Genomic DNA, 19501 nt, shown 5'->3' on the forward strand with positions numbered 1-19501 from the left:
TTTTTACCCGGAATATTCCGCCATGCGCGTTGCTGATTTTAATTTTGAACTGCCTGAGTCCCTGATTGCCCATTATCCGCGGGCAGAACGAAGCAGCTGCCGCCTGCTGTCCCTCGACGGCCCGACAGGCGAGCTCACCCACGGGGTGTTTACCGATGTGCTGGAAAAACTGAATGCCGGGGATTTGCTGGTGTTCAATAATACCCGGGTGATCCCGGCCAGAGTCTTCGGGCGCAAAGCCAGTGGCGGTAAGATTGAGATGCTGGTCGAGCGGGTGCTGGATGAGCACCGGGTGCTGGCCCATGTCCGTGCCTCAAAAGCCCCGAAGCCCGGCAGCGAATTGCTGTTAGGCGATGATGAAAGTGTGAAAGCCACCATGGTGGCCCGTCATGACACTTTATTCGAGATTGCTTTTGATGATGAGCGTGCCGTGCTGGAGATCCTCAATCAGGTCGGCCATATGCCACTGCCGCCTTATATCGACCGTCCGGATGAAGAGTCTGACCGTGAGCTCTACCAGACGGTCTACAGCGCCCGTCCGGGGGCAGTGGCGGCTCCGACCGCGGGACTCCATTTTGATGATGGTCTGCTGGAGGCTCTGCGCGCAAAAGGCGTGGAGATGGCGTTTGTCACCCTGCATGTGGGGGCCGGCACATTCCAGCCGGTACGGGTGGACAGTATTGAAGACCATATAATGCACTCGGAATATGCCGAAGTCCCTCAGGACGTGGTGGATGCGGTGCTGGCCTGTAAAGCCCGTGGCAATAAAGTGGTCGCCGTCGGAACAACTTCTGTACGTTCTCTGGAGAGCGCCGCGCAGGCCGCCGGAGAGAGCCTGATCGCGCCGTTTTTTGATGATACGCAGATATTTATTTATCCGGGATATCAATATCAGGTGATTGATGCTTTGATCACCAACTTCCACCTGCCTGAATCCACGCTTATCATGCTGGTCTCCGCGTTTGCCGGTTACCGGAATACGATGCAGGCATATCAGCAGGCGGTCGCAGAGCAATATCGTTTCTTCAGTTACGGTGATGCGATGTTTATTACTAAAAATCCTCAGGCGGCTGAACAGCAGGTCGGGGAATAAAAGGGCTGGCAGTTTCCGTCCGGAAACCGCCGCTGATCAGATGTTTAACTCTTAACATCAGACTGTTTCTCTGGTGGAGGTTGTGTGAAGTTTGAATTAATTACTACCGAAGGTCGTGCCCGTCGCGGTCGTTTAGTGTTCGATCGCGGTGTGGTCGAAACCCCGGCATTTATGCCGGTGGGCACCTATGGTACGGTCAAAGGAATGACACCGGAAGAAGTCAAAGACACCGGCGCGCAGATTATCCTGGGGAATACCTTCCATTTATGGCTGCGTCCTGGTCAGGAAATCATGAAGTTACATGGTGACTTACATGACTTCATGCAGTGGCAGGGGCCTATCCTGACCGACTCCGGCGGTTTCCAGGTCTTCAGCCTGGGCGATATTCGTAAGATCACCGAAGCCGGGGTACATTTCCGTAACCCGATCAACGGCGATGCCATTTTCCTGGACCCCGAAAAGTCGATGGAAATTCAGTACGATCTCGGTTCCGATATCGTGATGATCTTCGATGAATGTACGCCTTACCCGGCTGACCACGATTATGCGAAGCGTTCGATGGAAATGTCGTTGCGCTGGGCGAAACGTAGCCGTGACCGTTTTGATTCTCTGGGGAATAAAAACGCATTGTTCGGTATTATCCAGGGCAGTGTTTACGAAGATTTACGAGATGTCTCTGTTAAAGGACTGGTAGAGATAGGATTTGATGGGTACGCTGTGGGCGGTCTGGCTGTCGGGGAGCCGAAAGAAGATATGCATCGCATCCTTGAGCATGTCTGTCCGCAAATCCCGGAAGATAAGCCACGTTACCTGATGGGCGTCGGAAAACCTGAAGATCTGGTCGAAGGCGTGCGTCGTGGTGTTGATATGTTTGATTGCGTTATGCCAACCCGCAATGCCCGTAATGGTCATCTGTTTGTGACCGACGGGGTGGTTAAAATCCGTAATGCTAAGCATAAAGATGATACCTCTCCGCTGGATGCAGAGTGTGATTGTTACACGTGTCGCCATTACACCCGTGCCTATTTGCATCATCTGGACCGTTGTAATGAAATTTTAGGTGCAAGGCTGAATACTATCCACAATTTGCGTTACTATCAGCGTCTGATGGCCGGTTTACGTCAGGCGATTGAAGACGGTAATTTAGAGCAATTTGTCACTGATTTTTATCAAAGGAAGGGGAAAGACGTCCCTGCCTTAAACGTTTGACTATAAATCCAATGAGGGAAATTTAATGAGCTTTTTCATTTCTGACGCTGTTGCCGCTACGGGTGCCCCGTCTCAGGGAAGTCCGTATTCTATGGTGATCATGCTGGTCGTATTTGGATTGATCTTTTACTTCATGATTCTGCGCCCGCAGCAGAAGCGTTCTAAAGAACACAAGAAGCTGATGGACTCAATCACCAAAGGCGATGAAGTGTTAACCAATGGCGGATTAGTGGGCCGTATCAGCAAAGTGTCAGAGACCGGGTACGTGGTTATTGCTCTGAATGATACGACTGAAGTCGTGATCAAACGTGATTTCGTGGCTGCCGTTCTGCCGAAAGGCACAATGAAGGCGCTGTAATTTTTTCTTCCCTAAGGGAATTGCCGTGTTAAACCGTTATCCTTTGTGGAAGTACATCATGCTGATCGTGGTTCTCCTGCTCGGTCTGCTGTATGCACTTCCCAACCTGTATGGTGAGGATCCGGCCGTGCAAGTCACTGGCGCGCGGGGTGCCGCCGCCAGTGAGCAAACGTTGGATCAGATCCAGAATATTCTCCGGCAGGACCATATCCAGAGCAAATCCATTGCCCTGGAAAATGGGGCCATTCTTGCCCGCTTTAATAATACCGATATCCAGCTCCGTGCCCGTGAAGCTCTGGTGAGTGGCCTGGGTGACAACTACGTTGTGGCTCTGAACCTCGCCCCGGCAACCCCGGCGTGGCTGGCAATGCTGTCTGCCGATCCGATGAAACTGGGTCTGGACCTGCGTGGTGGTGTTCACTTCCTGATGGAAGTGGATATGGACACCGCACTGGGTAAGCTGCAGGAACAAAATTCCGACAGCCTGCGCAGTGATTTACGTGCTCAGAACATCCCGTATACCACGATCGGTAAAGCGCCTAACTATGGTGTCACCATCGGTTTCGCGAACGGGACTGATCGGGATAAAGCCATCAGCTACCTCACTCCGCGTCACAGTGACTTAGTCATTAACTCTGCAGGAAATAACGCCCTGACCGCAGTCATGACCGATGCACGGATGAGCGAAGCCCGTGAATATGCGGTTCAACAGAACATTAACATTCTGCGTAACCGTGTGAATCAGCTGGGTGTGGCAGAACCGCTGGTTCAGCGCCAGGGAACTGACCGTATCGTGGTTGAGTTACCGGGTATCCAGGACACTGCGCGTGCTAAAGAGATCCTCGGCGCGACAGCAACGCTGGAGTTCCGTCCGGTCAACACCTCTGTTGATCCTGCGGCGGCAGCTCAGGGCCGTGTGCCAGGGGATTCTGAAGTTAAGATGACCCGTGATGGCCAGCCGGTGGTGCTGTACAAGCGTGTGATCCTGACCGGTGACCATATTACCGATTCCACGTCCAGTATGGATGAGTATAACCAGCCTCAGGTTAATATTTCCCTCGACAGTGCCGGCGGAAATATGATGTCTGATTATACCAAGGACAATATCGGTAAACCGATGGCAACCCTGTTTGTGCAGTACAAAGACAGCGGTAAGAAAGATGCCAAAGGTCGTGCGATTCTGGAAAAAGAAGAAGAAGTTATCAACGTGGCAAATATTCAGTCACGCCTGGGTAACAGCTTCCGCATTACCGGTATCAGCAATCCGAACGAAGCGCGTCAGTTATCGTTACTGTTACGTGCGGGAGCGCTGATTGCGCCGATTCAGATCGTTGAAGAACGTACCATCGGCCCGACCATGGGACAACAGAACATTAATCAGGGTCTGCATGCCTGCCTGTGGGGACTGATTGCCTCTATCCTGTTTATGGTCCTGTACTATAAAAAGTTTGGTGTGATTGCCACCACAGCGTTGATTGCCAACCTGGTTCTGATTGTCGGGATCATGTCGCTGCTGCCGGGGGCAACCTTAACCATGCCAGGTATTGCGGGGATAGTATTAACCCTCGCGGTCGCCGTCGATGCGAATGTGTTGATTAACGAACGTATAAAAGAAGAACTTCGTAATGGTCGCAGTGTTCAGCAGGCTATTCACGAGGGATATCGTGGTGCGTTCTCCAGTATTGTCGATGCCAACGTTACGACGCTGATTACTGCAATCATCCTGTACGCCGTCGGTACCGGGTCCATCAAAGGATTCGCTATCACAACGGCCATCGGTGTTGCGACCTCCATGTTCACAGCAATTGTCGGGACACGTGCCATCGTGAACCTGCTGTATGGCGGCAAACGTATCAACAAGCTGTCAATTTGAGGAGCGCGTAGTGGCACAGCAATATAGTGTTGAACAGTTAAATTATGGCCGTAAAGTCTACGACTTTATGCGCTGGGACTATGTGGCTTTCGCTATCTCCGGGATCCTGCTGATAGCGTCTGTCGTCGTGATGGGTGTCCGTGGTTTTAACTGGGGTCTGGATTTCACCGGCGGTACGGTGATTGAAATTACTCTGGAGAAACCCGGCGAGCTGGATACCATGCGTCAGGCATTACAACATGCCGGATTCATGGAGCCGGAAGTCCAGAACTTCGGCAGCAGCCGTGATGTGATGGTGCGCTTGTCCCCGCATGCCGGAAATACCGGACAGGAACTGGGGAACAAGGTTGTCTCTGTCATAAATCAGGCCACCAGCCAGACGGCAATAGTCAAACGTATCGAGTTTGTCGGACCGAGTGTCGGCAGTGATCTCGCCCAGGCCGGGGGCATGGCATTACTTGTCGCGCTGATCTGTATCCTGGTCTATGTCGGTTTCCGCTTTGAGTGGCGACTGGCATTGGGGGCAGTGCTGGCACTGGCGCACGACGTGGTGATCACGATGGGGATCCTCTCGCTGTTCCATATCGAGATTGACCTGACCATCATCGCATCACTGATGTCGGTTATCGGTTACTCGCTGAACGACAGCATCGTGGTCTCTGACCGTATTCGTGAGAACTTCCGCAAGATCCGCCGTGGAACCCCGTACGACATCGTCAATGTCTCGCTGACGCAGACACTGAGCCGTACCATTATGACCTCAGCGACCACGCTGGTGGTGGTACTGATGTTGTTCCTGTTCGGTGGCGAATTACTGCGTGGCTTCTCGCTGACCATGTTAATCGGTGTCACCATCGGTACAGTGTCATCCATTTATGTGGCCTCTGCCCTGGCACTGAAGCTGGGCATGAAGCGTGAACATATGCTGGTTCAGAAAGTTGAAAAAGAGGGGGCGGATCAGAAATCGTTGTTACCGTAATACGATTTCCCGTCATAACTCTGAAAAAGGCAGCCCGCAGGGGCTGCCTTTTTTATGGTCTGAGTCGTCTGCCACACCTCACACAAGCCCCGGTCATGGCAAACTGTCATCATGAGAGATGACATCCGTCCCTTAACCACAAAACGCCCGATGAAGTTCATCAGGCGTTTTACCGTCACAAAACGGTCGATCTATCTCAGGATTGCCCGCCCGGTTAACGGGGGCGCGTAACCGCGGCTGAGATTTCCGGCATAAACTGATGCACATTGACCACCAGCACCCGGCCCTCTTTAAGCCTGATTTCCGGCAGAATAAAGCGGGCCTGTTCCGACGGCGCCAATGGAACCGCCCGCTGTAACACCTGGCGTTTCACAATCACCGGGACAGCATTCCGGTATCCCTGTTCATCAGAGACCGTCGCCAGTTCGGCCGTGATCGTGAAGGGGGGCAGCGACCAGGTCTGCTGGTTTTTAACCAGTAATACCGGCAAGCCCCCGGGACTTACCGGAGCCAGTTTTGTCAGCACCTTACCTTGCGCGGTAACGAGTGACACCGCACTGTCCGCCAGAGGCAGCAGCCAGGCGCCGCGGGTGGACACCGCATTGAGTTGCCGCTGATAAGCCAAAGCCTCTGACTGAGCAGATAACCGGCTCAGATCCCGGTTCAGCTGGCCGACACTGTCGGTCAGCCGGGCCGGGGGCTGCGACGAACTGCACCCCGCAAGTAATAACGAAACGGCAATGATGCTGAGGCTGGTTTTCTTCATGCGAATATTATGCCTGAGGAATGCGCAGTGCCTGACCCGGATAAATTTTGTCCGGACTGGAGAGCATAGGCTTGTTCGCTTCAAAAATTTTATTGTACTGGTTAGCATCCCCGTAAACCTGCTTAGAGATAGCACTCAGGGTGTCTCCGGATTTTACGGTGTAGATCGTCGGTGCCGTTTCCGGGCCGTCGGTGCTGACTTTGTCATCCACATGGGTGATCCCCGCCACATTACCGACGGCAACCAGAATTTTTTCTTTCAGTTCCTGGCTCAGGCCATCACCGGTCACGGTGGCTGTCCCGTCATTGACACTGACATTCACTTTATCGCTGTCAGGCAGGCCCAGTTTTTTTAAATGATCCTGGATCTTGCTGCCATCGTCTGCAGAGACAGAATCCCATAATTTTTCGCCAGCTTCTTTAACAAAACTAAATAAACCCATACTGATTGACTCCTGATTTTTTTGAGGATCTTTACGATAAACACATTAAGCATAGTCGTAAACAGTGATAAAGAATAACGCGGTTACGGCAAAATGAAAGTCACCGCACGTGAATACATTTAGTTAACGATGTCTTCGGGTTACACTAGACTGAATGATTACTTAAGCCCGGGAATAATTCGATGCATTGTCCGTTTTGCGCAGCCGTAGATACCAAGGTCATAGACTCCCGACTGGTCAGTGAGGGTTCATCGGTACGTCGTCGTCGTCAGTGTCTGGTCTGCCATGAACGGTTTACCACGTTTGAGGTGGCAGAACTGGTGATGCCCAGAGTGGTAAAAAGTGACGATGTGCGTGAACCCTTTGACGAAGATAAGCTGGTACGCGGCATGATGAAGGCACTGGAGAAGCGTCCGGTAAGTTCAGACGCGCTGGACAGTGCCGTTCACCGGATCAAAGCGCATCTGCGGGCCACCGGAGAGAGAGAGGTCCCCAGTAAAATGCTGGGTAACCTGGTGATGGATGAACTGAAAATGCTGGATAAAGTGGCCTATATCCGCTTTGCCTCTGTGTATCGCAGTTTTGAGGATATCCGCGAATTCGGCGAAGAGATTGCCCGTTTACAGGATAAACGTGAATGACTGATCAGGTATTTATGGCCAGGGCGCTGGAGCTGGCCAGACGCGGCCGCTTTACCACCGCCCCTAACCCGAATGTCGGATGTGTGATTGTCCGGGACGGGCAGATTGTCGGGGAAGGCTGGCATCAGCGGGCCGGGGAACCTCACGCCGAGGTCCATGCGCTGCGTGCCGCCGGAGACGCGGCCCGGGGTGCCACGGCCTATGTTACGCTGGAGCCGTGCAGCCATTTTGGCCGAACCCCCCCGTGTTGTGATGCCTTAATTGCGGCAGGCGTCTCCCGTGTGGTGGCCGCGATGCAGGATCCGAATCCGGAAGTAGCGGGGCGGGGACTCTATCGTCTGCGCCAGGCCGGCATTGAGGTCAGTCATGGTCTGATGCAACAGGACGCCGAGGCCCTGAACCGCGGTTTTCTGAAACGTATGCGCACCGGGTTTCCGTGGGTACAGTTAAAACTGGGGGCTTCGCTGGATGGCCGAACGGCCATGGCGAGTGGCGAGAGCCAGTGGATCACTTCCGCGGCCGCACGCAGGGATGTGCAGCACTTCCGCGCACAGAGCCACGCCATTCTCAGCACGGCTAAAACGGTCATTGCCGATAATGCGGCCCTGACCGTGCGTGCGGGTTCACTGGACAGTGAGACACTGACGGCCATCGGCGGTGCCACTCACCTTCGCCAGCCTGTCCGTGTGATAGCCGACCGGCAGCAGCAATTACAGCCTTCACAGTCGGTGTTTTCCGGGCCAGGTGACACCTGGCTGATACGCTCCCGTCCCGAGGGAGAATGGCCGGAGACAGTGAAGCAGATAGTGGTGCCGGAACACGACGGAGGGTTTGACCTCGTGGCACTGATGATGCAGTTAGGCCGCCAGCAGATTAACAGTGTCTGGACGGAAGCCGGTGCGACACTGGCTGGCGCGCTGATACGCGCGGGGGTGGTGGATGAACTGATTGTTTACCTGGCACCGAAGCTTCTCGGTAATGAAGCCCGCGGGCTATGTGCCTTACCGGGGCTCACCCGGCTGGCCGATGCCCCGGCATTTTGTTTTGAGGATGTTCGCCGTATCGGTGATGACTTGCGGGTTATTTTACGCCCTGAATAAGAGTTTGCGCAAAAGCGAGAGCAGAGCGCGAAAGAGTATGCTAAAATTCGCCCCCCTTGCCGGGCGACCCGACTTTTACCTGAAAGCGATTTTTACCTGAAAGGAAGTGTATGAAAATTATCGAAGCTGCTGTAGCAACGCCTGAAGCTAACGTTGCCATTGTCATTGCCCGTTTTAATAATTTTATCAATGACAGCCTGCTGAACGGTGCTATCGATGCGCTGAAACGTATTGGTCAGGTGAAAGATGAAAATATTACCGTCGTCTGGGTTCCCGGAGCTTACGAATTACCTCTGGCTGCGCGCGCGCTGTGCAACACCGGTAAATATAATGCGGTGATCGCGCTCGGAACCGTGATCCGTGGCGGAACAGCCCACTTTGAATTTGTGGCCGGGGAAGCCAGTTCCGGTATTGCCAATGTGGCAATGAACAGCGACATTCCTGTCGCTTTCGGGGTGTTAACAACCGAAAATATCGAGCAGGCTATTGAGCGTGCCGGTACTAAAGCGGGTAATAAAGGTGCCGAAGCGGCACTGACCGCACTTGAAATGATTAATGTTTTAGAAGCTATTAACGCCTGATCTTAAGGGGAATTTTGTGAAACCTGCTGCTCGCCGCCGTGCCCGGGAGTGTGCCCTCCAGGCACTCTATTCCTGGCAGATATCCAATAATGACATTTCCGATGTGGAATACCAGTTTCTGGCGGAACAGGACGTCAAAGATGTTGATGTTAACTATTTCCGCGAAATACTGGCGGGTGTCGCGAACAACAGTGCCTACCTTGATGGTCTGATGCAGCCTTACCTGACCCGTCGTCTGGAAGAGCTGGGCCAGGTTGAAAAAGCCGCATTACGTATTGCGCTGTATGAACTGAGCAAGCGTGACGACGTGCCTTATAAAGTCGCTATCAACGAAGGTATTGAACTGGCGAAGGTCTTTGGTGCCGAAGACAGCCATAAGTTTGTGAATGGCGTTCTGGATAAAGCAGCACCACAAATTCGTCCGAATCGTAAGTAATGATACTCAGGCCGGTTCTCCGGCCTTTTTTATATCAATAACGTACCTGTTGAGTGATCCCGCTTATGTCCTGTGGCGAATTTGAGCTCATTGCTCGTTATTTTAATCGTGTTACCAGCTCGCGTCGTGATGTCATCAAAGGCATCGGAGACGATTGTGCTCTTCTTAATGTCCCTGAAAAAAAGACCCTGGCGATCAGTACCGATACGCTGGTGGAAGGGATACATTTCCTGCGTGATATTCATCCTTCCGATCTTGGCTATAAAGCCTTAGCGGTAAATCTCAGTGATCTTGCGGCGATGGGGGCAGACCCTGCCTGGCTGACACTGGCACTGACGTTACCATCGGTCGATGAGGCGTGGTTACAGGCATTCAGTGACAGCCTGTTTGAACTGCTGGATTACTACGACATGCAACTGGTCGGCGGAGATACGACCCGTGGCCCGCTCAGTATGACGCTGGGTATTCACGGGCTGGTTCCGGAAGGGCGGGCACTGAAACGCAATGGTGCCAAACCGGGTGACTGGATCTTTGTGACCGGTACCCTGGGGGACAGCGCCGCCGGGCTGGCACTGTTACAGCATCATGTCCGTACCGACGACCCGGCCATCTATGAGGCGCTGATCAAGCGCCATCTCCGTCCGGTCCCCCGCATCCTGCAGGGCCAGGCGCTGCGTGATCTCGCCACGTCAGCGATAGATATTTCGGACGGTCTGCTGGCGGATATCGGACATATTCTGAAGAACAGCCGGGTCGGTGCCAGAATCAACATCGATACCTTGCCACTCTCTACCGCACTGACCGAAGGGTTCGGTAAAGAGCAGGCACAACGCTGGGCGCTCGGTGGTGGTGAAGATTATGAGCTATGTTTCACCGTACCGGAGATCAATCGCGGTGCGCTGGCGGTCTCCCTTGACCACCTCGGTGTTCCCTATCACTGTATCGGCCAGATAGCGCCGGAAAGTGAAGGGCTGGTGCTGCTGGATCAGGGTAAGCCTGCCACGCTTCATGTGAAAGGATACGATCATTTTGGCCGGAAATAGACAACAAGTTATCTCACGTCTGCGACTGAGTAACCCGTGGCACCTCCTCGCCGTAGGTTTCGGTAGCGGACTCAGCCCGGTGATGCCGGGCACGACCGGGTCACTGGCGGCGATCCCGTTCTGGTATTTTCTGATCCAGCTGCCGCAGGAACTCTATTATCTGATCGTGTTACTGGGGATCTGTCTGGGGGTCTATCTCTGCCACAGAACCGCAAAAGATATGGGTGTGCACGATCATGGCAGTATTGTCTGGGATGAATTTATCGGTATGTGGATAACGCTGGTGGCGATCCCGAATCATCACTGGCAATGGATAGCGATCGGATTCGTGGTGTTCCGCGTTTTTGATATCTGGAAACCCTGGCCTATCCGCTGGTTTGACCGCAATGTCCGGGGCGGAATGGGGATTATGGTCGATGATATTGTCGCCGGGGTGATCTCTGCGGCGTTAATCTTTGCGATGGCACACTACTTTCCTGCCTTCATTCCCTTCTGATTAAGCATCACCGGGTCAGAAAGCAGTCAGATTCGGCACACAGGTTGCCGAATCTGACTTACCGCTTACAGGGCCTGCCAGCGTTCGATAGCCGCCAGAATCCCCTCAGCATCCAGCCCCAGGTCATGACGCACTTCATCCTGAGTCCCCTGCGAAATAAAGCGGTCAGGCAGCCCCAGGTTCAGTACTGGCGTCATGCGACGTACCGCCATCAGGATCTCATTCACTCCGCTACCGGCCCCCCCACTGATGGTGCCTTCTTCCAGCGTCACCAGCATGTCATGGCTTTCCGCCAGTTCCAGCACCAGAGCCTGATCCATAGGTTTCACGAAGCGCATATCGGCCAGGGTAGCATTCAGGGTTTCGGCCACGCTTTCGGCTTCAGGCAATAACGTCCCGAAGTTCAGAATAGCAATTTTCCCGCCCTGACGTTTCACGAGGCCTTTACCCAGCGGAAGCTGTTGCAGTGGCTCACTTTCCAGCCCGCGACCATTGCCACGCGGATAGCGCACGGCACTTGGCCCCTGCTGATGGTGATAACCGGTATACAGCATATTCCGGCACTCATTTTCATCACTCGGTGTCATGATCACCAGGTCAGGAATACAGCGCAGGAAGGCGATATCGAAGGCACCCTGGTGCGTCTGTCCGTCGGCACCGACAATGCCTCCGCGGTCAATGGCAAACAGCACCGGCAATTTCTGAATAGCCACATCATGAATCAACTGATCGTAGGCGCGCTGCAGGAAGGTCGAGTAAATGGCCACCACCGGTTTATAGCCGCCGATAGCCATCCCTGCGGCAAAGGTCACCGCATGCTGTTCGGCAATGGCGACATCAAAATATTGCTGCGGATATTCGCGGGAAAAACGGACCATTCCGGACCCTTCGCGCATCGCAGGGGTGATCCCCATCAGCTTATCATCCTGCGCAGCCATCTCACACAGCCAGTCGCCGAAGATTTTGGAGTAGGTTGGTATACCGCCTTTGCTCTCAGGCAAAGCACCGCTGGCCGGGTCGAATTTGGGCACCGCATGCCAGGCGATAGGGTCCTGCTCCGCGGGCGCGTAGCCTTTCCCTTTGCGGGTAATAATATGCAGAAATTGCGGGCCGGTCAGCTCACGCATATTGGTCAGGGTACTGACCAGTGTCAGCACATCATGACCGTCGACCGGACCGATATAATTAAAGCCAAGCTCCTCGAATAAGGTGCCGGGGGAAACCATCCCTTTCAGATGTTCTTCGGTACGTTTCACCAGCTCTTTGATCGGCGGAAGGCCGGTCAGCACACGTTTGCCGCTTTCCCGCAACCGTGAATAGGTTTTTCCGGAGAGGATCTGAGCCACCCGGTTATTCAGTGCACCGACATTCTCTGAAATCGACATATCGTTATCATTCAGGATCACCAGCATATCCGGTTTGATATCGCCGGCATGGTTCATGGCTTCAAAGGCCATACCTGCGGTGATGGCACCGTCACCTATCACACAGACGGTGCGGCGTCCTGCGGCTTCTTTTTCTGCGGCCACCGCCATGCCCAGTCCGGCACTGATCGATGTTGATGAATGACCAACACTCAGTACGTCGTGTTCACTCTCATCGCGCCACGGAAACGGGTGCAGCCCGTTTTTCTGACGGATAGTACCGATGCGATCACGACGGCCGGTCAGGATCTTGTGCGGATAGGCCTGATGACCAACATCCCAGACCAGATGATCGAACGGGGTGTTGTAAACATAGTGCAGAGCGACCGTCAGTTCGACGACCCCCAGTCCGGAGGCAAAATGCCCGCTGGACTGGCTGACACTGTCGAGCAGGTATTGACGCAGCTCCCCGCACAGGGCAGGGAGCTTCTCTTTTGGCAATAGACGTAATTCCTGCACTGTGCTTGCCAGCGCCAGTGTCGGGTATTGGGTGGTATCAAAACTCATCAGTGACTCATTATGGATGTTATTTATCACGTTCAATTATATAGCCCGCCAGCGCCCGTAATGAGGCGGTATCGAAAGATTTTCCGGCGAGCTTATCCAATGCATCCGTGGCTTCCTGGCAGAGCAGGCGGGCCTTTTCGCGTGCGCCTTCCAGGCCAAGCAGGGCCGGGTAGGTGCTTTTTCCCAGGGCAATATCGGCCCCCTGGCGTTTACCGATCACCTCGGTATCGCCGACAACATCGAGGATGTCATCCTGAACCTGAAAAGCCAGTCCGATAGCACTGGCATAGCGGTCAAGTTCCGGCAGCAGTGCCTGACCTTTTTCCCCGGCGCAACAGGCACCGAGTCTGACCGCCGCACGGATCAATGCCCCGGTTTTATGGCGGTGGATAGTCTCAAGCGCGTCCAGTCCCACGGACTGACCTTCAGCCGCTAAATCCAGCGCCTGTCCGCCACACATACCTGCAGCACCACTGGCTGCGGCGAGCTCAGAAATCATCGCCAGCCGGGCGTCTGCAGTGACTCCCTGCATCGGATGAGTACTCAGGGCAGTAAAGGCCAGTGTCTGTAAGGCATCACCGGCAAGAATAGCGGTATCTTCACCGAACGCGATATGACAGGTGGGCTGCCCCCGCCGTAATGCATCATCATCCATCGCGGGCAGATCATCATGAATCAGAGAGTAGGCATGGATACATTCAATGGCTGCGGCAGGGACATCCAGTACCGGCAGCGGAACTCCCAGCATATGACCGGTCGCATAGACCAGAAACGGACGCATGCGCTTACCGCCTAACAGTACGCCGTGCTCCATTGCATTCACCAGAGGAGAACTCTGAAAGGGCAGGTCATTAAGTAATCGGATTAATGTGTTATCCACCCGCTCACGATAGGTGGCCAGTAATGTCGACAAATCCATCAGTGACTGTCCGGGGTGAAGGCATTCAGTTCGGCAGTCTCATCCGGTTTCAGTAAGATCTGTACCCGTTGTTCGGCTTTCTGTAATGTTTGCTGGCCGGTTTTGGCAAGCTTTACGCCTTTTTCAAACTCGTTCAGGGCTTCTTCTAATGGCAATTCCCCCCCTTCCAGACGACGGACAATGCTTTCCAGCTCCTGCAGCGCTTGCTCAAAGCTGACAGAAGGTTCGGTTTTTTTAGGCATAGTAGACACCGGCTCAACGATTTATATATTCAATTGTAATCACTTATGGTAGCTGACCACAAACGATTAGCAAAATGATCAATGTGGCAGAGGTTGCAGAAGCAGAGTCGCAACAAAGATGATATACTCTCGCATCCTGGATGCGGGACACCACCTGTCGCTGTCCGCCATTCTCTGATTTTAACAGTTAAGTGTGTAAGTTATTAACACTTATTTTCCCTGAATAAGCCTGTGCCACCATGAAGTTTATCATAAAACTGTTTCCGGAAATCACGATTAAAAGCCAGTCTGTACGGCTGCGTTTTATTAAAATCCTCAACGGAAATATTCGCAATATCCTGAAAACCGTCGACGAAGAGATTAAAGTTGTTCGTCACTGGGACCACATTGTCGTCCGTTCTAAAAATGAAGCGCTGAAACCGGCCATTGCCGAAGAACTGACGCGTATCCCCGGGATCCATCATATCCTGGCGGTGGAAGAACATACTTACACCGATATGCACGATATCTTTGAGCAGACGCTGGCATTAAACCGTGAGCGACTGGAAGGTAAAACATTCTGCGTCCGTGCGAAACGCCGCGGCAAACAAGAGTTCAGCTCGCAGGATGTTGAGCGTTATGTCGGCGGCGGACTGAACCAGCATATCCCGACAGCCTCTGTCCGGTTAACCTGTCCGGAAGTGACGGTTAACCTGGAGATCGATGATGATCGTCTGTTGCTGGTGACCGAACGCTATGAAGGTCTCGGCGGTTTCCCTATCGGGACGCAGGACGATGTCTTATCGCTGCTTTCCGGCGGGTTCGACTCCGGGGTATCCAGCTATATGCTGATGCGTCGCGGATGCCGTGTGCACTACTGCTTCTTCAATCTCGGTGGGGCGGCCCATGAGATTGGTGTCCGTCAGGTCGCTCATTATCTCTGGACCCGGTATGGTCGTTCGCACCGTGTCCGCTTTGTTGCCATCGACTTTGAACCGGTGGTCGGTGCTATCCTCGAAAATATCGAAGACGGCCAGATGGGCGTTGTGCTTAAGCGTATGATGGTCCGTGCCGCTTCCATGGTGGCAGAGCGCTATGGTGTGCAGGCGCTGGTGACCGGTGAAGCTCTCGGTCAGGTCTCCAGCCAGACACTGACCAATCTGCGCTTAATTGATAATGCCAGTGACACCCTGATCCTGCGCCCGCTGATCTCTCATGATAAAGAGCAAATCATTGATGTGGCGCGTAAGATCGGCACAGAAGATTTTGCCCGTACCATGCCGGAATACTGTGGGGTGATCTCTAAAAGTCCGACAGTGAAAGCGCTGAAGAGTAAGATCCTGGCCGAAGAAGAAAACTTCGATTTCGGCATACTGGAAAAAGTGGTCGAAGAGGCCAACAATCTGGACATCCGTGAGATCGCCGAACAAGCGGCCCGCGACGTGGTTGAGATTGAAACGGTAGATGCGTTCGGTGAAAACGACAGTATCCTGGATATCCGGTCGGTCGATGAATACGAAGAAAGCCCGCTGCAGGCGGGAAATGTCGAGATCAAATCGCTGCCGTTTTATAAGCTTGGTAGTCAGTTTGCCGATCTTGACCAGAGTCGTACCTGGCTGCTGTACTGTGATCGGGGGGTAATGAGCCGCCTGCAGGCGCTTTACCTGCATGAGCAGGGCTATACGAATGTGAAAGTGTATCGTCCTTAACGCCCGGTAAACGATAAAGCCCGTGATAATGTTAATTATCGCGGGCTTTTTTATTTCAGCTTTCCTGGTAGTTATAGATCCCCGGGGCCAGGACCAGCGGTTCAGCCACCTCCCGGGCTTTGTCAGTACCGGCCAGCAGATCAATCAGTTTCAGCGCAAAATCGAATGTGGTCCCCGGCCCCTGACTGGTCAGCAGATTTACCCGCGGGTCCCAGACGACCCTGCGTTCGATCCACTGTTTTTCCGGAATACTTTCACGCAGGCCCGGGAACCCGGTCATATTTCCGTCCGGAAAAAGCTCATGGGCCGCCAGCACCAGCGCCGGTGCGGCGCAGATGGCGGCGACAATCCGGTCGGTGGTCCGGTACTGACGGAGGGTTTCCAGCAGCAGAACACTGTCACCGAAAGTCTCCGCACCTTGCTGACCTCCGGGCAGAACCAGCGCATCAAAAGGCTGATCCGCCACCGAAACCAGTGTGGTATCGCACTGTAATCGTACGCCACGGGAGCAGGTGATCAGCAGGTCACCCTGGCTTTCGACACTGGCGGTGGTGACATGAATGCCGGCCCTGACCAGCAGATCGATAACGGTAACGGCTTCAGTTTCTTCACTGCCATGCGCCAGACAAACCAGCACTGATTTTTGGGTGCCCATCGGCCGACTCCTTTGTTTTTACTCTCTGATATAATTCGCGATTAGCGGGGACAGCAATACCATACCCGACGGCCTTCCTCAGCAGATAGCCGGTGATATAGTCTATTTCGGTGCGACGTCCGGTGCGGATATCCTGCAGCATGGAGGAATAGTTAGCGGCACTGTTTTGCATAACATGGGTAACACTCTGCTGCAGTTGCCGGGCATCGGCGTGCATGCCTCCACGGTTCATCACCGTCGCGATCTCCTCACAGAGCGTGGTAATTTCCCCGCTGTACTGCAGGAGTTCACCGTTAGGGCAATCGTATTTGATGCTGAGCGGATTGATCACACAATTGATGGCCAGTTTATTCCAGCAGGCAGGCAGAATATCGTTATGCCAGGCCACTTCCGGTAATGCCTCGTGCAGCAGATCAGCCAGCGGACTGAGGAGGTTTTCATCGCAGGCAACCGGCCCGAGATGGGTGACCCCGTGGGCAACATGGATAACGCGTCCCTGATGACGCCAGGCGGAATGTGTCGTAATCGCCCGCAGAATGGTCTGCGGCAGGGGCGGCAACTCATCGATGACCCCCATCCCGTTATGCATCAGCACGATAGTACAGTGCGGTGGCAGCAGGGGCTGTATTTGCAGGACGGCAGACGATATCTGCGCGGCTTTTAGCGTGACTAGCAGCAACTCACTGTCTGCCAGCCATTGCGGGTCATTGGCCGGAAAACTGTGACGATGCCTCTCTCCGTCAGGGGCGGTGATATGGACCGTCATCGACGGCTGTGCGCTGCGCAGCCACCCCTGAACCTCGTGTCCCTGACGGTGTAAAGCTGACACCCAGAGTTGTCCCAGGGCACCACACCCCAGTACCGTAATCTTCATAATAACTCCCGGATAGCCGGCGACAAAAATACCGGTTTTCGTTGCCGGGTCTGATGTTTTCAGGACTCAGGCATTTTTTTACCGCGTCGATCTGCGTATTATGCATGGCAAAACCGACTCAGGAGAAGAGAATATGCCATCTTTCGATATTGTTTCTGAAGTTGAACTTCAGGAAGTGCGCAATGCGGTAGAAAATGCCAGCCGTGAATTATCTACCCGTTTTGATTTTCGTAACGTGGTAGCCGCGGTTGAATTAAACGAAAAAAATGAAACCATTAAGATCAGTTCGGAATCTGATTTTCAGGTGAAACAACTGGTGGATATTCTGCGTGAAAAATTACTGAAACGCGGAATTGAAGGTGCAGCACTGGAAGTGCCTGACGAGATCGAACACAGCGGCAAAAGCTGGTCAGTGGACGCGAAACTGAAAAAGGGCATCGAAACGGATGTCGCCAAAAAAATCGTAAAACTGATCAAAGACAGCAAGCTGAAAGTCCAGACGCAGATCCAGGGCGAGTCACTGCGGGTGACCGGAAAATCCCGCGATGACCTGCAAGGTGCGATGGCACTGGTTCGCGGCGGCAATCTGGGCCAGCCTTTCCAGTTTAAAAACTTCCGCGATTAACCCCTCCCTAAAAAAACGCGGCTTTCAGAAGCCGCGTTTTTTATAACCGTGTGTGGACTACACCTGCAGCGGCTGATACTCCGCAATAATCCTTTCCAGTGCCTCACGGCTGGTGACTTTACTGTCAATTTTTACATAGATGCTGTTTTCTTCCGGTACCATCATGACCGAGGAGACCCCTTCAACGGCAGATAACTTTTGCTCCAGACCCGGAGTATGGCGCAGTTGATCTGAGACCAGTCGCAGGCTGCTGACATACGGAGGCTCTTTCATGGTCAGGCTGACCAGCAGCCAGACCACCGCCAGCAGGGTTCCGGCCAGGAAAACGGTTTGCGCATCCATATGGCCGAAGATCCAGCCCCCCAGGCTCCCCCCGATAGCCACGCCGATAAACTGGCTGGTGGAATAGACACCCATCGCCGTTCCTTTATAACCCGCGGGGGATTCTTTACTGATCAGTGAGGGAAGAATGGCCTCCATCAGATTAAAACCGATAAAGAACACCTGAACACCGACGACCAGGGTCCAGAAGTGTGTGCCAGCCCCCCAGAGAATAATTTCAGCAATGACCAGCAAGGCCACACAACTGATAAACACGGCTTTCATCCTGCGTTTGACTTCGGCAATGATGACAAAAGGCATCACCACCACAAACGCAATCAGCATGGTAACGAAATAGACTTTCCAGTGCTGGGAGGCCGGGAATCCTGCGTTTTCAAACTGGCCGGGCAGGGCCACAAAACTGGACATCAGCAGGATGTGTAAGCAGAGAATACCGAAGTTCAGCTTCAGTAACCGCGGGCTGGCCAGTACCTTTTTAAAGCTGCCTTTTACCATCCCGGATTCACGGTTCAGCACATGATCTTTGGCGGAAGGGACAATGGCCAGCGTGATAAATATGCCGAGGGTCGCCAGTAGCGCAATCATCCAGAACAGCGCGTGCAGGCCAAGAATATGGGTGACGACCGGGCCAATAACCATGGCAATCGCAAAGGTCACCCCAAAACTGATCCCGATAAATGCCATCGCTTTGGTACGGTTCTGCTCGCGGGTCAGATCAGACAGCAGCGCCATCACTGCCGCGGCAATGGCTCCGGAGCCCTGTAAGGCGCGTCCGAGAATGATCCCCCAGATAGATTGCGTACAGGCAGCTATCACGCTACCCAGCACAAATAACAACAGCCCTCCGACGATTAAGGGTTTACGGCCTATACGGTCAGACAGCAAACCGAACGGGATCTGGAATACGGCCTGAGCTAAACCATAGATGCCGATGGCTAAACCAATCAGCGCTTCGGAAGCCCCCTGCAGGGCCATACCATAGGTCGTTAATACGGGCAGCACCATAAACATACCCAGCATCCGTAGCGAAAAGACGGTGCCAAGCCCCCATGTAGCTCTCCGTTCCAGCGACGTCATTTTATTATCGTTCATCAAAACCTCTTTTTATTGACCGACGCTATAGTAAGGTGCGTAACAAGCCCGGTAAAATAATACTTTACAAACAGAAGTAACAAAAAAAGAAAAGGCGCGTATGTCGCGCCTTTTAG

21 protein-coding genes are annotated in these 19501 nt (G+C 53.5%); 13 read left to right on the forward strand and 8 right to left on the reverse strand.

Annotation, left to right across the window (positions count from 1 at the left end):
- Positions 1-22: 22 nt before the first annotated feature.
- The 5 genes from queA (at position 23) to secF (ending at position 5512) form a co-directional block, all read left to right on the forward strand.
- The gene (queA, locus tag ABD035_RS10105; protein ID WP_343869808.1) at positions 23-1093 is read left to right on the forward strand and encodes a tRNA preQ1(34) S-adenosylmethionine ribosyltransferase-isomerase QueA; all 1071 of its coding nucleotides are present in this window, start codon (positions 23-25) and stop codon (positions 1091-1093) included.
- Between the two features lie 84 nt (positions 1094-1177).
- Positions 1178-2302: a tRNA guanosine(34) transglycosylase Tgt gene (tgt, locus tag ABD035_RS10110; protein ID WP_025902504.1), complete on the forward strand. Its 1125-nt coding sequence runs from the start codon at positions 1178-1180 to the stop codon at positions 2300-2302.
- Between the two features lie 25 nt (positions 2303-2327).
- Entirely contained in the window at positions 2328-2660 is a 333-nt protein-coding gene (gene yajC / locus ABD035_RS10115) for a preprotein translocase subunit YajC (protein ID WP_025902503.1), read from the forward strand.
- Between the two features lie 25 nt (positions 2661-2685).
- Entirely contained in the window at positions 2686-4533 is a 1848-nt protein-coding gene (gene secD, locus ABD035_RS10120; protein ID WP_343869812.1) for a protein translocase subunit SecD, read from the forward strand.
- Between the two features lie 10 nt (positions 4534-4543).
- Entirely contained in the window at positions 4544-5512 is a 969-nt protein-coding gene (secF, locus tag ABD035_RS10125) for a protein translocase subunit SecF (protein ID WP_212714268.1), read from the forward strand.
- 214 nt (positions 5513-5726) lie between these two features.
- On the opposite strand, the gene ABD035_RS10130 is transcribed toward secF, so the two are convergent.
- Both ABD035_RS10130 and lysM read right to left on the reverse strand, forming a co-directional pair.
- A complete protein-coding gene (locus ABD035_RS10130; RefSeq protein WP_343869815.1) occupies positions 5727-6278 on the reverse strand; it encodes a DUF3251 domain-containing protein in 552 nt (183 codons plus the stop codon).
- Positions 6279-6285: 7 nt separating this feature from the next.
- Positions 6286-6720: a peptidoglycan-binding protein LysM gene (gene lysM, locus ABD035_RS10135; protein ID WP_212714270.1), complete on the reverse strand. Its 435-nt coding sequence runs from the start codon at positions 6718-6720 to the stop codon at positions 6286-6288.
- A 182-nt stretch (positions 6721-6902) separates the two neighbouring features.
- Between lysM and nrdR the strand changes: the two genes are divergently transcribed.
- The 6 genes from nrdR to pgpA all read left to right on the forward strand — a co-directional run bounded on the left by nrdR (position 6903) and on the right by pgpA (position 11017).
- Positions 6903-7361, forward strand: a complete 459-nt coding sequence (nrdR, locus tag ABD035_RS10140) for a transcriptional regulator NrdR (protein WP_212714271.1) — start codon at positions 6903-6905, stop codon at positions 7359-7361.
- Positions 7358-8461, forward strand: a complete 1104-nt coding sequence (gene ribD / locus ABD035_RS10145; RefSeq protein WP_343869820.1) for a bifunctional diaminohydroxyphosphoribosylaminopyrimidine deaminase/5-amino-6-(5-phosphoribosylamino)uracil reductase RibD — start codon at positions 7358-7360, stop codon at positions 8459-8461. Before nrdR ends, ribD begins: the two co-directional genes overlap by 4 nt.
- 110 nt (positions 8462-8571) lie before the next feature.
- A complete protein-coding gene (gene ribH / locus ABD035_RS10150; protein WP_212714273.1) occupies positions 8572-9042 on the forward strand; it encodes a 6,7-dimethyl-8-ribityllumazine synthase in 471 nt (156 codons plus the stop codon).
- A 16-nt stretch (positions 9043-9058) separates the two neighbouring features.
- Positions 9059-9478: a transcription antitermination factor NusB gene (gene nusB, locus ABD035_RS10155; protein WP_343869823.1), complete on the forward strand. Its 420-nt coding sequence runs from the start codon at positions 9059-9061 to the stop codon at positions 9476-9478.
- A gap of 65 nt (positions 9479-9543) precedes the next feature.
- Entirely contained in the window at positions 9544-10521 is a 978-nt protein-coding gene (thiL, locus tag ABD035_RS10160; protein ID WP_212714274.1) for a thiamine-phosphate kinase, read from the forward strand.
- A complete protein-coding gene (gene pgpA / locus ABD035_RS10165) occupies positions 10502-11017 on the forward strand; it encodes a phosphatidylglycerophosphatase A (protein WP_343869916.1) in 516 nt (171 codons plus the stop codon). Before thiL ends, pgpA begins: the two co-directional genes overlap by 20 nt.
- Before the next feature lie 65 nt (positions 11018-11082).
- Here pgpA and dxs read toward each other — a convergent pair whose 3' ends face one another.
- Genes dxs through xseB form a run of 3 tightly spaced genes read right to left on the reverse strand, consistent with a single transcriptional unit; the run spans position 11083 to position 14109 of the window.
- Complete coding sequence (gene dxs, locus ABD035_RS10170; RefSeq protein WP_343869826.1) at positions 11083-12948, reverse strand: 1-deoxy-D-xylulose-5-phosphate synthase; 1866 nt, start codon at positions 12946-12948, stop codon at positions 11083-11085.
- A 19-nt stretch (positions 12949-12967) separates the two neighbouring features.
- Positions 12968-13867 (reverse strand): (2E,6E)-farnesyl diphosphate synthase, encoded by a 900-nt coding sequence (gene ispA, locus ABD035_RS10175; RefSeq protein WP_343869828.1) that lies wholly within the window; start codon positions 13865-13867, stop codon positions 12968-12970.
- Entirely contained in the window at positions 13867-14109 is a 243-nt protein-coding gene (xseB, locus tag ABD035_RS10180; protein WP_343869830.1) for an exodeoxyribonuclease VII small subunit, read from the reverse strand. Before xseB ends, ispA begins: the two co-directional genes overlap by 1 nt.
- A gap of 239 nt (positions 14110-14348) precedes the next feature.
- Between xseB and thiI the strand changes: the two genes are divergently transcribed.
- Positions 14349-15797: a tRNA uracil 4-sulfurtransferase ThiI gene (thiI, locus tag ABD035_RS10185; RefSeq protein ID WP_343869832.1), complete on the forward strand. Its 1449-nt coding sequence runs from the start codon at positions 14349-14351 to the stop codon at positions 15795-15797.
- Positions 15798-15852: 55 nt separating this feature from the next.
- On the opposite strand, the gene yajL is transcribed toward thiI, so the two are convergent.
- Together yajL and panE are read right to left on the reverse strand one after the other, a co-directional pair.
- Positions 15853-16452 (reverse strand): protein deglycase YajL, encoded by a 600-nt coding sequence (yajL, locus tag ABD035_RS10190; RefSeq protein WP_343869834.1) that lies wholly within the window; start codon positions 16450-16452, stop codon positions 15853-15855.
- Complete coding sequence (gene panE / locus ABD035_RS10195) at positions 16406-17326, reverse strand: 2-dehydropantoate 2-reductase (RefSeq protein ID WP_343869836.1); 921 nt, start codon at positions 17324-17326, stop codon at positions 16406-16408. Before panE ends, yajL begins: the two co-directional genes overlap by 47 nt.
- 133 nt (positions 17327-17459) lie before the next feature.
- Here panE and ABD035_RS10200 point away from each other — a divergent pair, with 133 nt between their 5' ends.
- Complete coding sequence (locus ABD035_RS10200) at positions 17460-17951, forward strand: YajQ family cyclic di-GMP-binding protein (RefSeq protein ID WP_212714281.1); 492 nt, start codon at positions 17460-17462, stop codon at positions 17949-17951.
- A gap of 57 nt (positions 17952-18008) precedes the next feature.
- On the opposite strand, the gene ABD035_RS10205 is transcribed toward ABD035_RS10200, so the two are convergent.
- Positions 18009-19385, reverse strand: a complete 1377-nt coding sequence (locus tag ABD035_RS10205) for an MFS transporter (protein WP_343869839.1) — start codon at positions 19383-19385, stop codon at positions 18009-18011.
- Positions 19386-19501 lie beyond the last annotated feature (116 nt).

The sequence above is a fragment of the Tatumella terrea genome, assembly GCF_039523755.1.
In the GTDB taxonomy this organism is placed as follows: Bacteria; Pseudomonadota; Gammaproteobacteria; order Enterobacterales; family Enterobacteriaceae; genus Tatumella; species Tatumella terrea.

Excerpts from the sequence above, each read along its gene's own strand:
- queA (WP_343869808.1), top strand. The coding sequence starts at position 23 with ATGCGCGTTGCTGATTTTAATTTTGAACTGCCTGAGTCCCTGATTGCC.
- yajC (WP_025902503.1), top strand. The coding sequence starts at position 2,328 with ATGAGCTTTTTCATTTCTGACGCTGTTGCCGCTACGGGTGCCCCGTCT.
- ABD035_RS10130 (WP_343869815.1), bottom strand. The coding sequence starts at position 6,278 with ATGAAGAAAACCAGCCTCAGCATCATTGCCGTTTCGTTATTACTTGCG.
- lysM (WP_212714270.1), bottom strand. The coding sequence starts at position 6,720 with ATGGGTTTATTTAGTTTTGTTAAAGAAGCTGGCGAAAAATTATGGGAT.
- nrdR (WP_212714271.1), top strand. The coding sequence starts at position 6,903 with ATGCATTGTCCGTTTTGCGCAGCCGTAGATACCAAGGTCATAGACTCC.
- ribD (WP_343869820.1), top strand. The coding sequence starts at position 7,358 with ATGACTGATCAGGTATTTATGGCCAGGGCGCTGGAGCTGGCCAGACGC.
- ribH (WP_212714273.1), top strand. The coding sequence starts at position 8,572 with ATGAAAATTATCGAAGCTGCTGTAGCAACGCCTGAAGCTAACGTTGCC.
- thiL (WP_212714274.1), top strand. The coding sequence starts at position 9,544 with ATGTCCTGTGGCGAATTTGAGCTCATTGCTCGTTATTTTAATCGTGTT.
- dxs (WP_343869826.1), bottom strand. The coding sequence starts at position 12,948 with ATGAGTTTTGATACCACCCAATACCCGACACTGGCGCTGGCAAGCACA.
- ispA (WP_343869828.1), bottom strand. The coding sequence starts at position 13,867 with ATGGATTTGTCGACATTACTGGCCACCTATCGTGAGCGGGTGGATAAC.
- xseB (WP_343869830.1), bottom strand. The coding sequence starts at position 14,109 with ATGCCTAAAAAAACCGAACCTTCTGTCAGCTTTGAGCAAGCGCTGCAG.
- thiI (WP_343869832.1), top strand. The coding sequence starts at position 14,349 with ATGAAGTTTATCATAAAACTGTTTCCGGAAATCACGATTAAAAGCCAG.
- yajL (WP_343869834.1), bottom strand. The coding sequence starts at position 16,452 with ATGGGCACCCAAAAATCAGTGCTGGTTTGTCTGGCGCATGGCAGTGAA.
- panE (WP_343869836.1), bottom strand. The coding sequence starts at position 17,326 with ATGAAGATTACGGTACTGGGGTGTGGTGCCCTGGGACAACTCTGGGTG.
- ABD035_RS10200 (WP_212714281.1), top strand. The coding sequence starts at position 17,460 with ATGCCATCTTTCGATATTGTTTCTGAAGTTGAACTTCAGGAAGTGCGC.
- ABD035_RS10205 (WP_343869839.1), bottom strand. The coding sequence starts at position 19,385 with ATGAACGATAATAAAATGACGTCGCTGGAACGGAGAGCTACATGGGGG.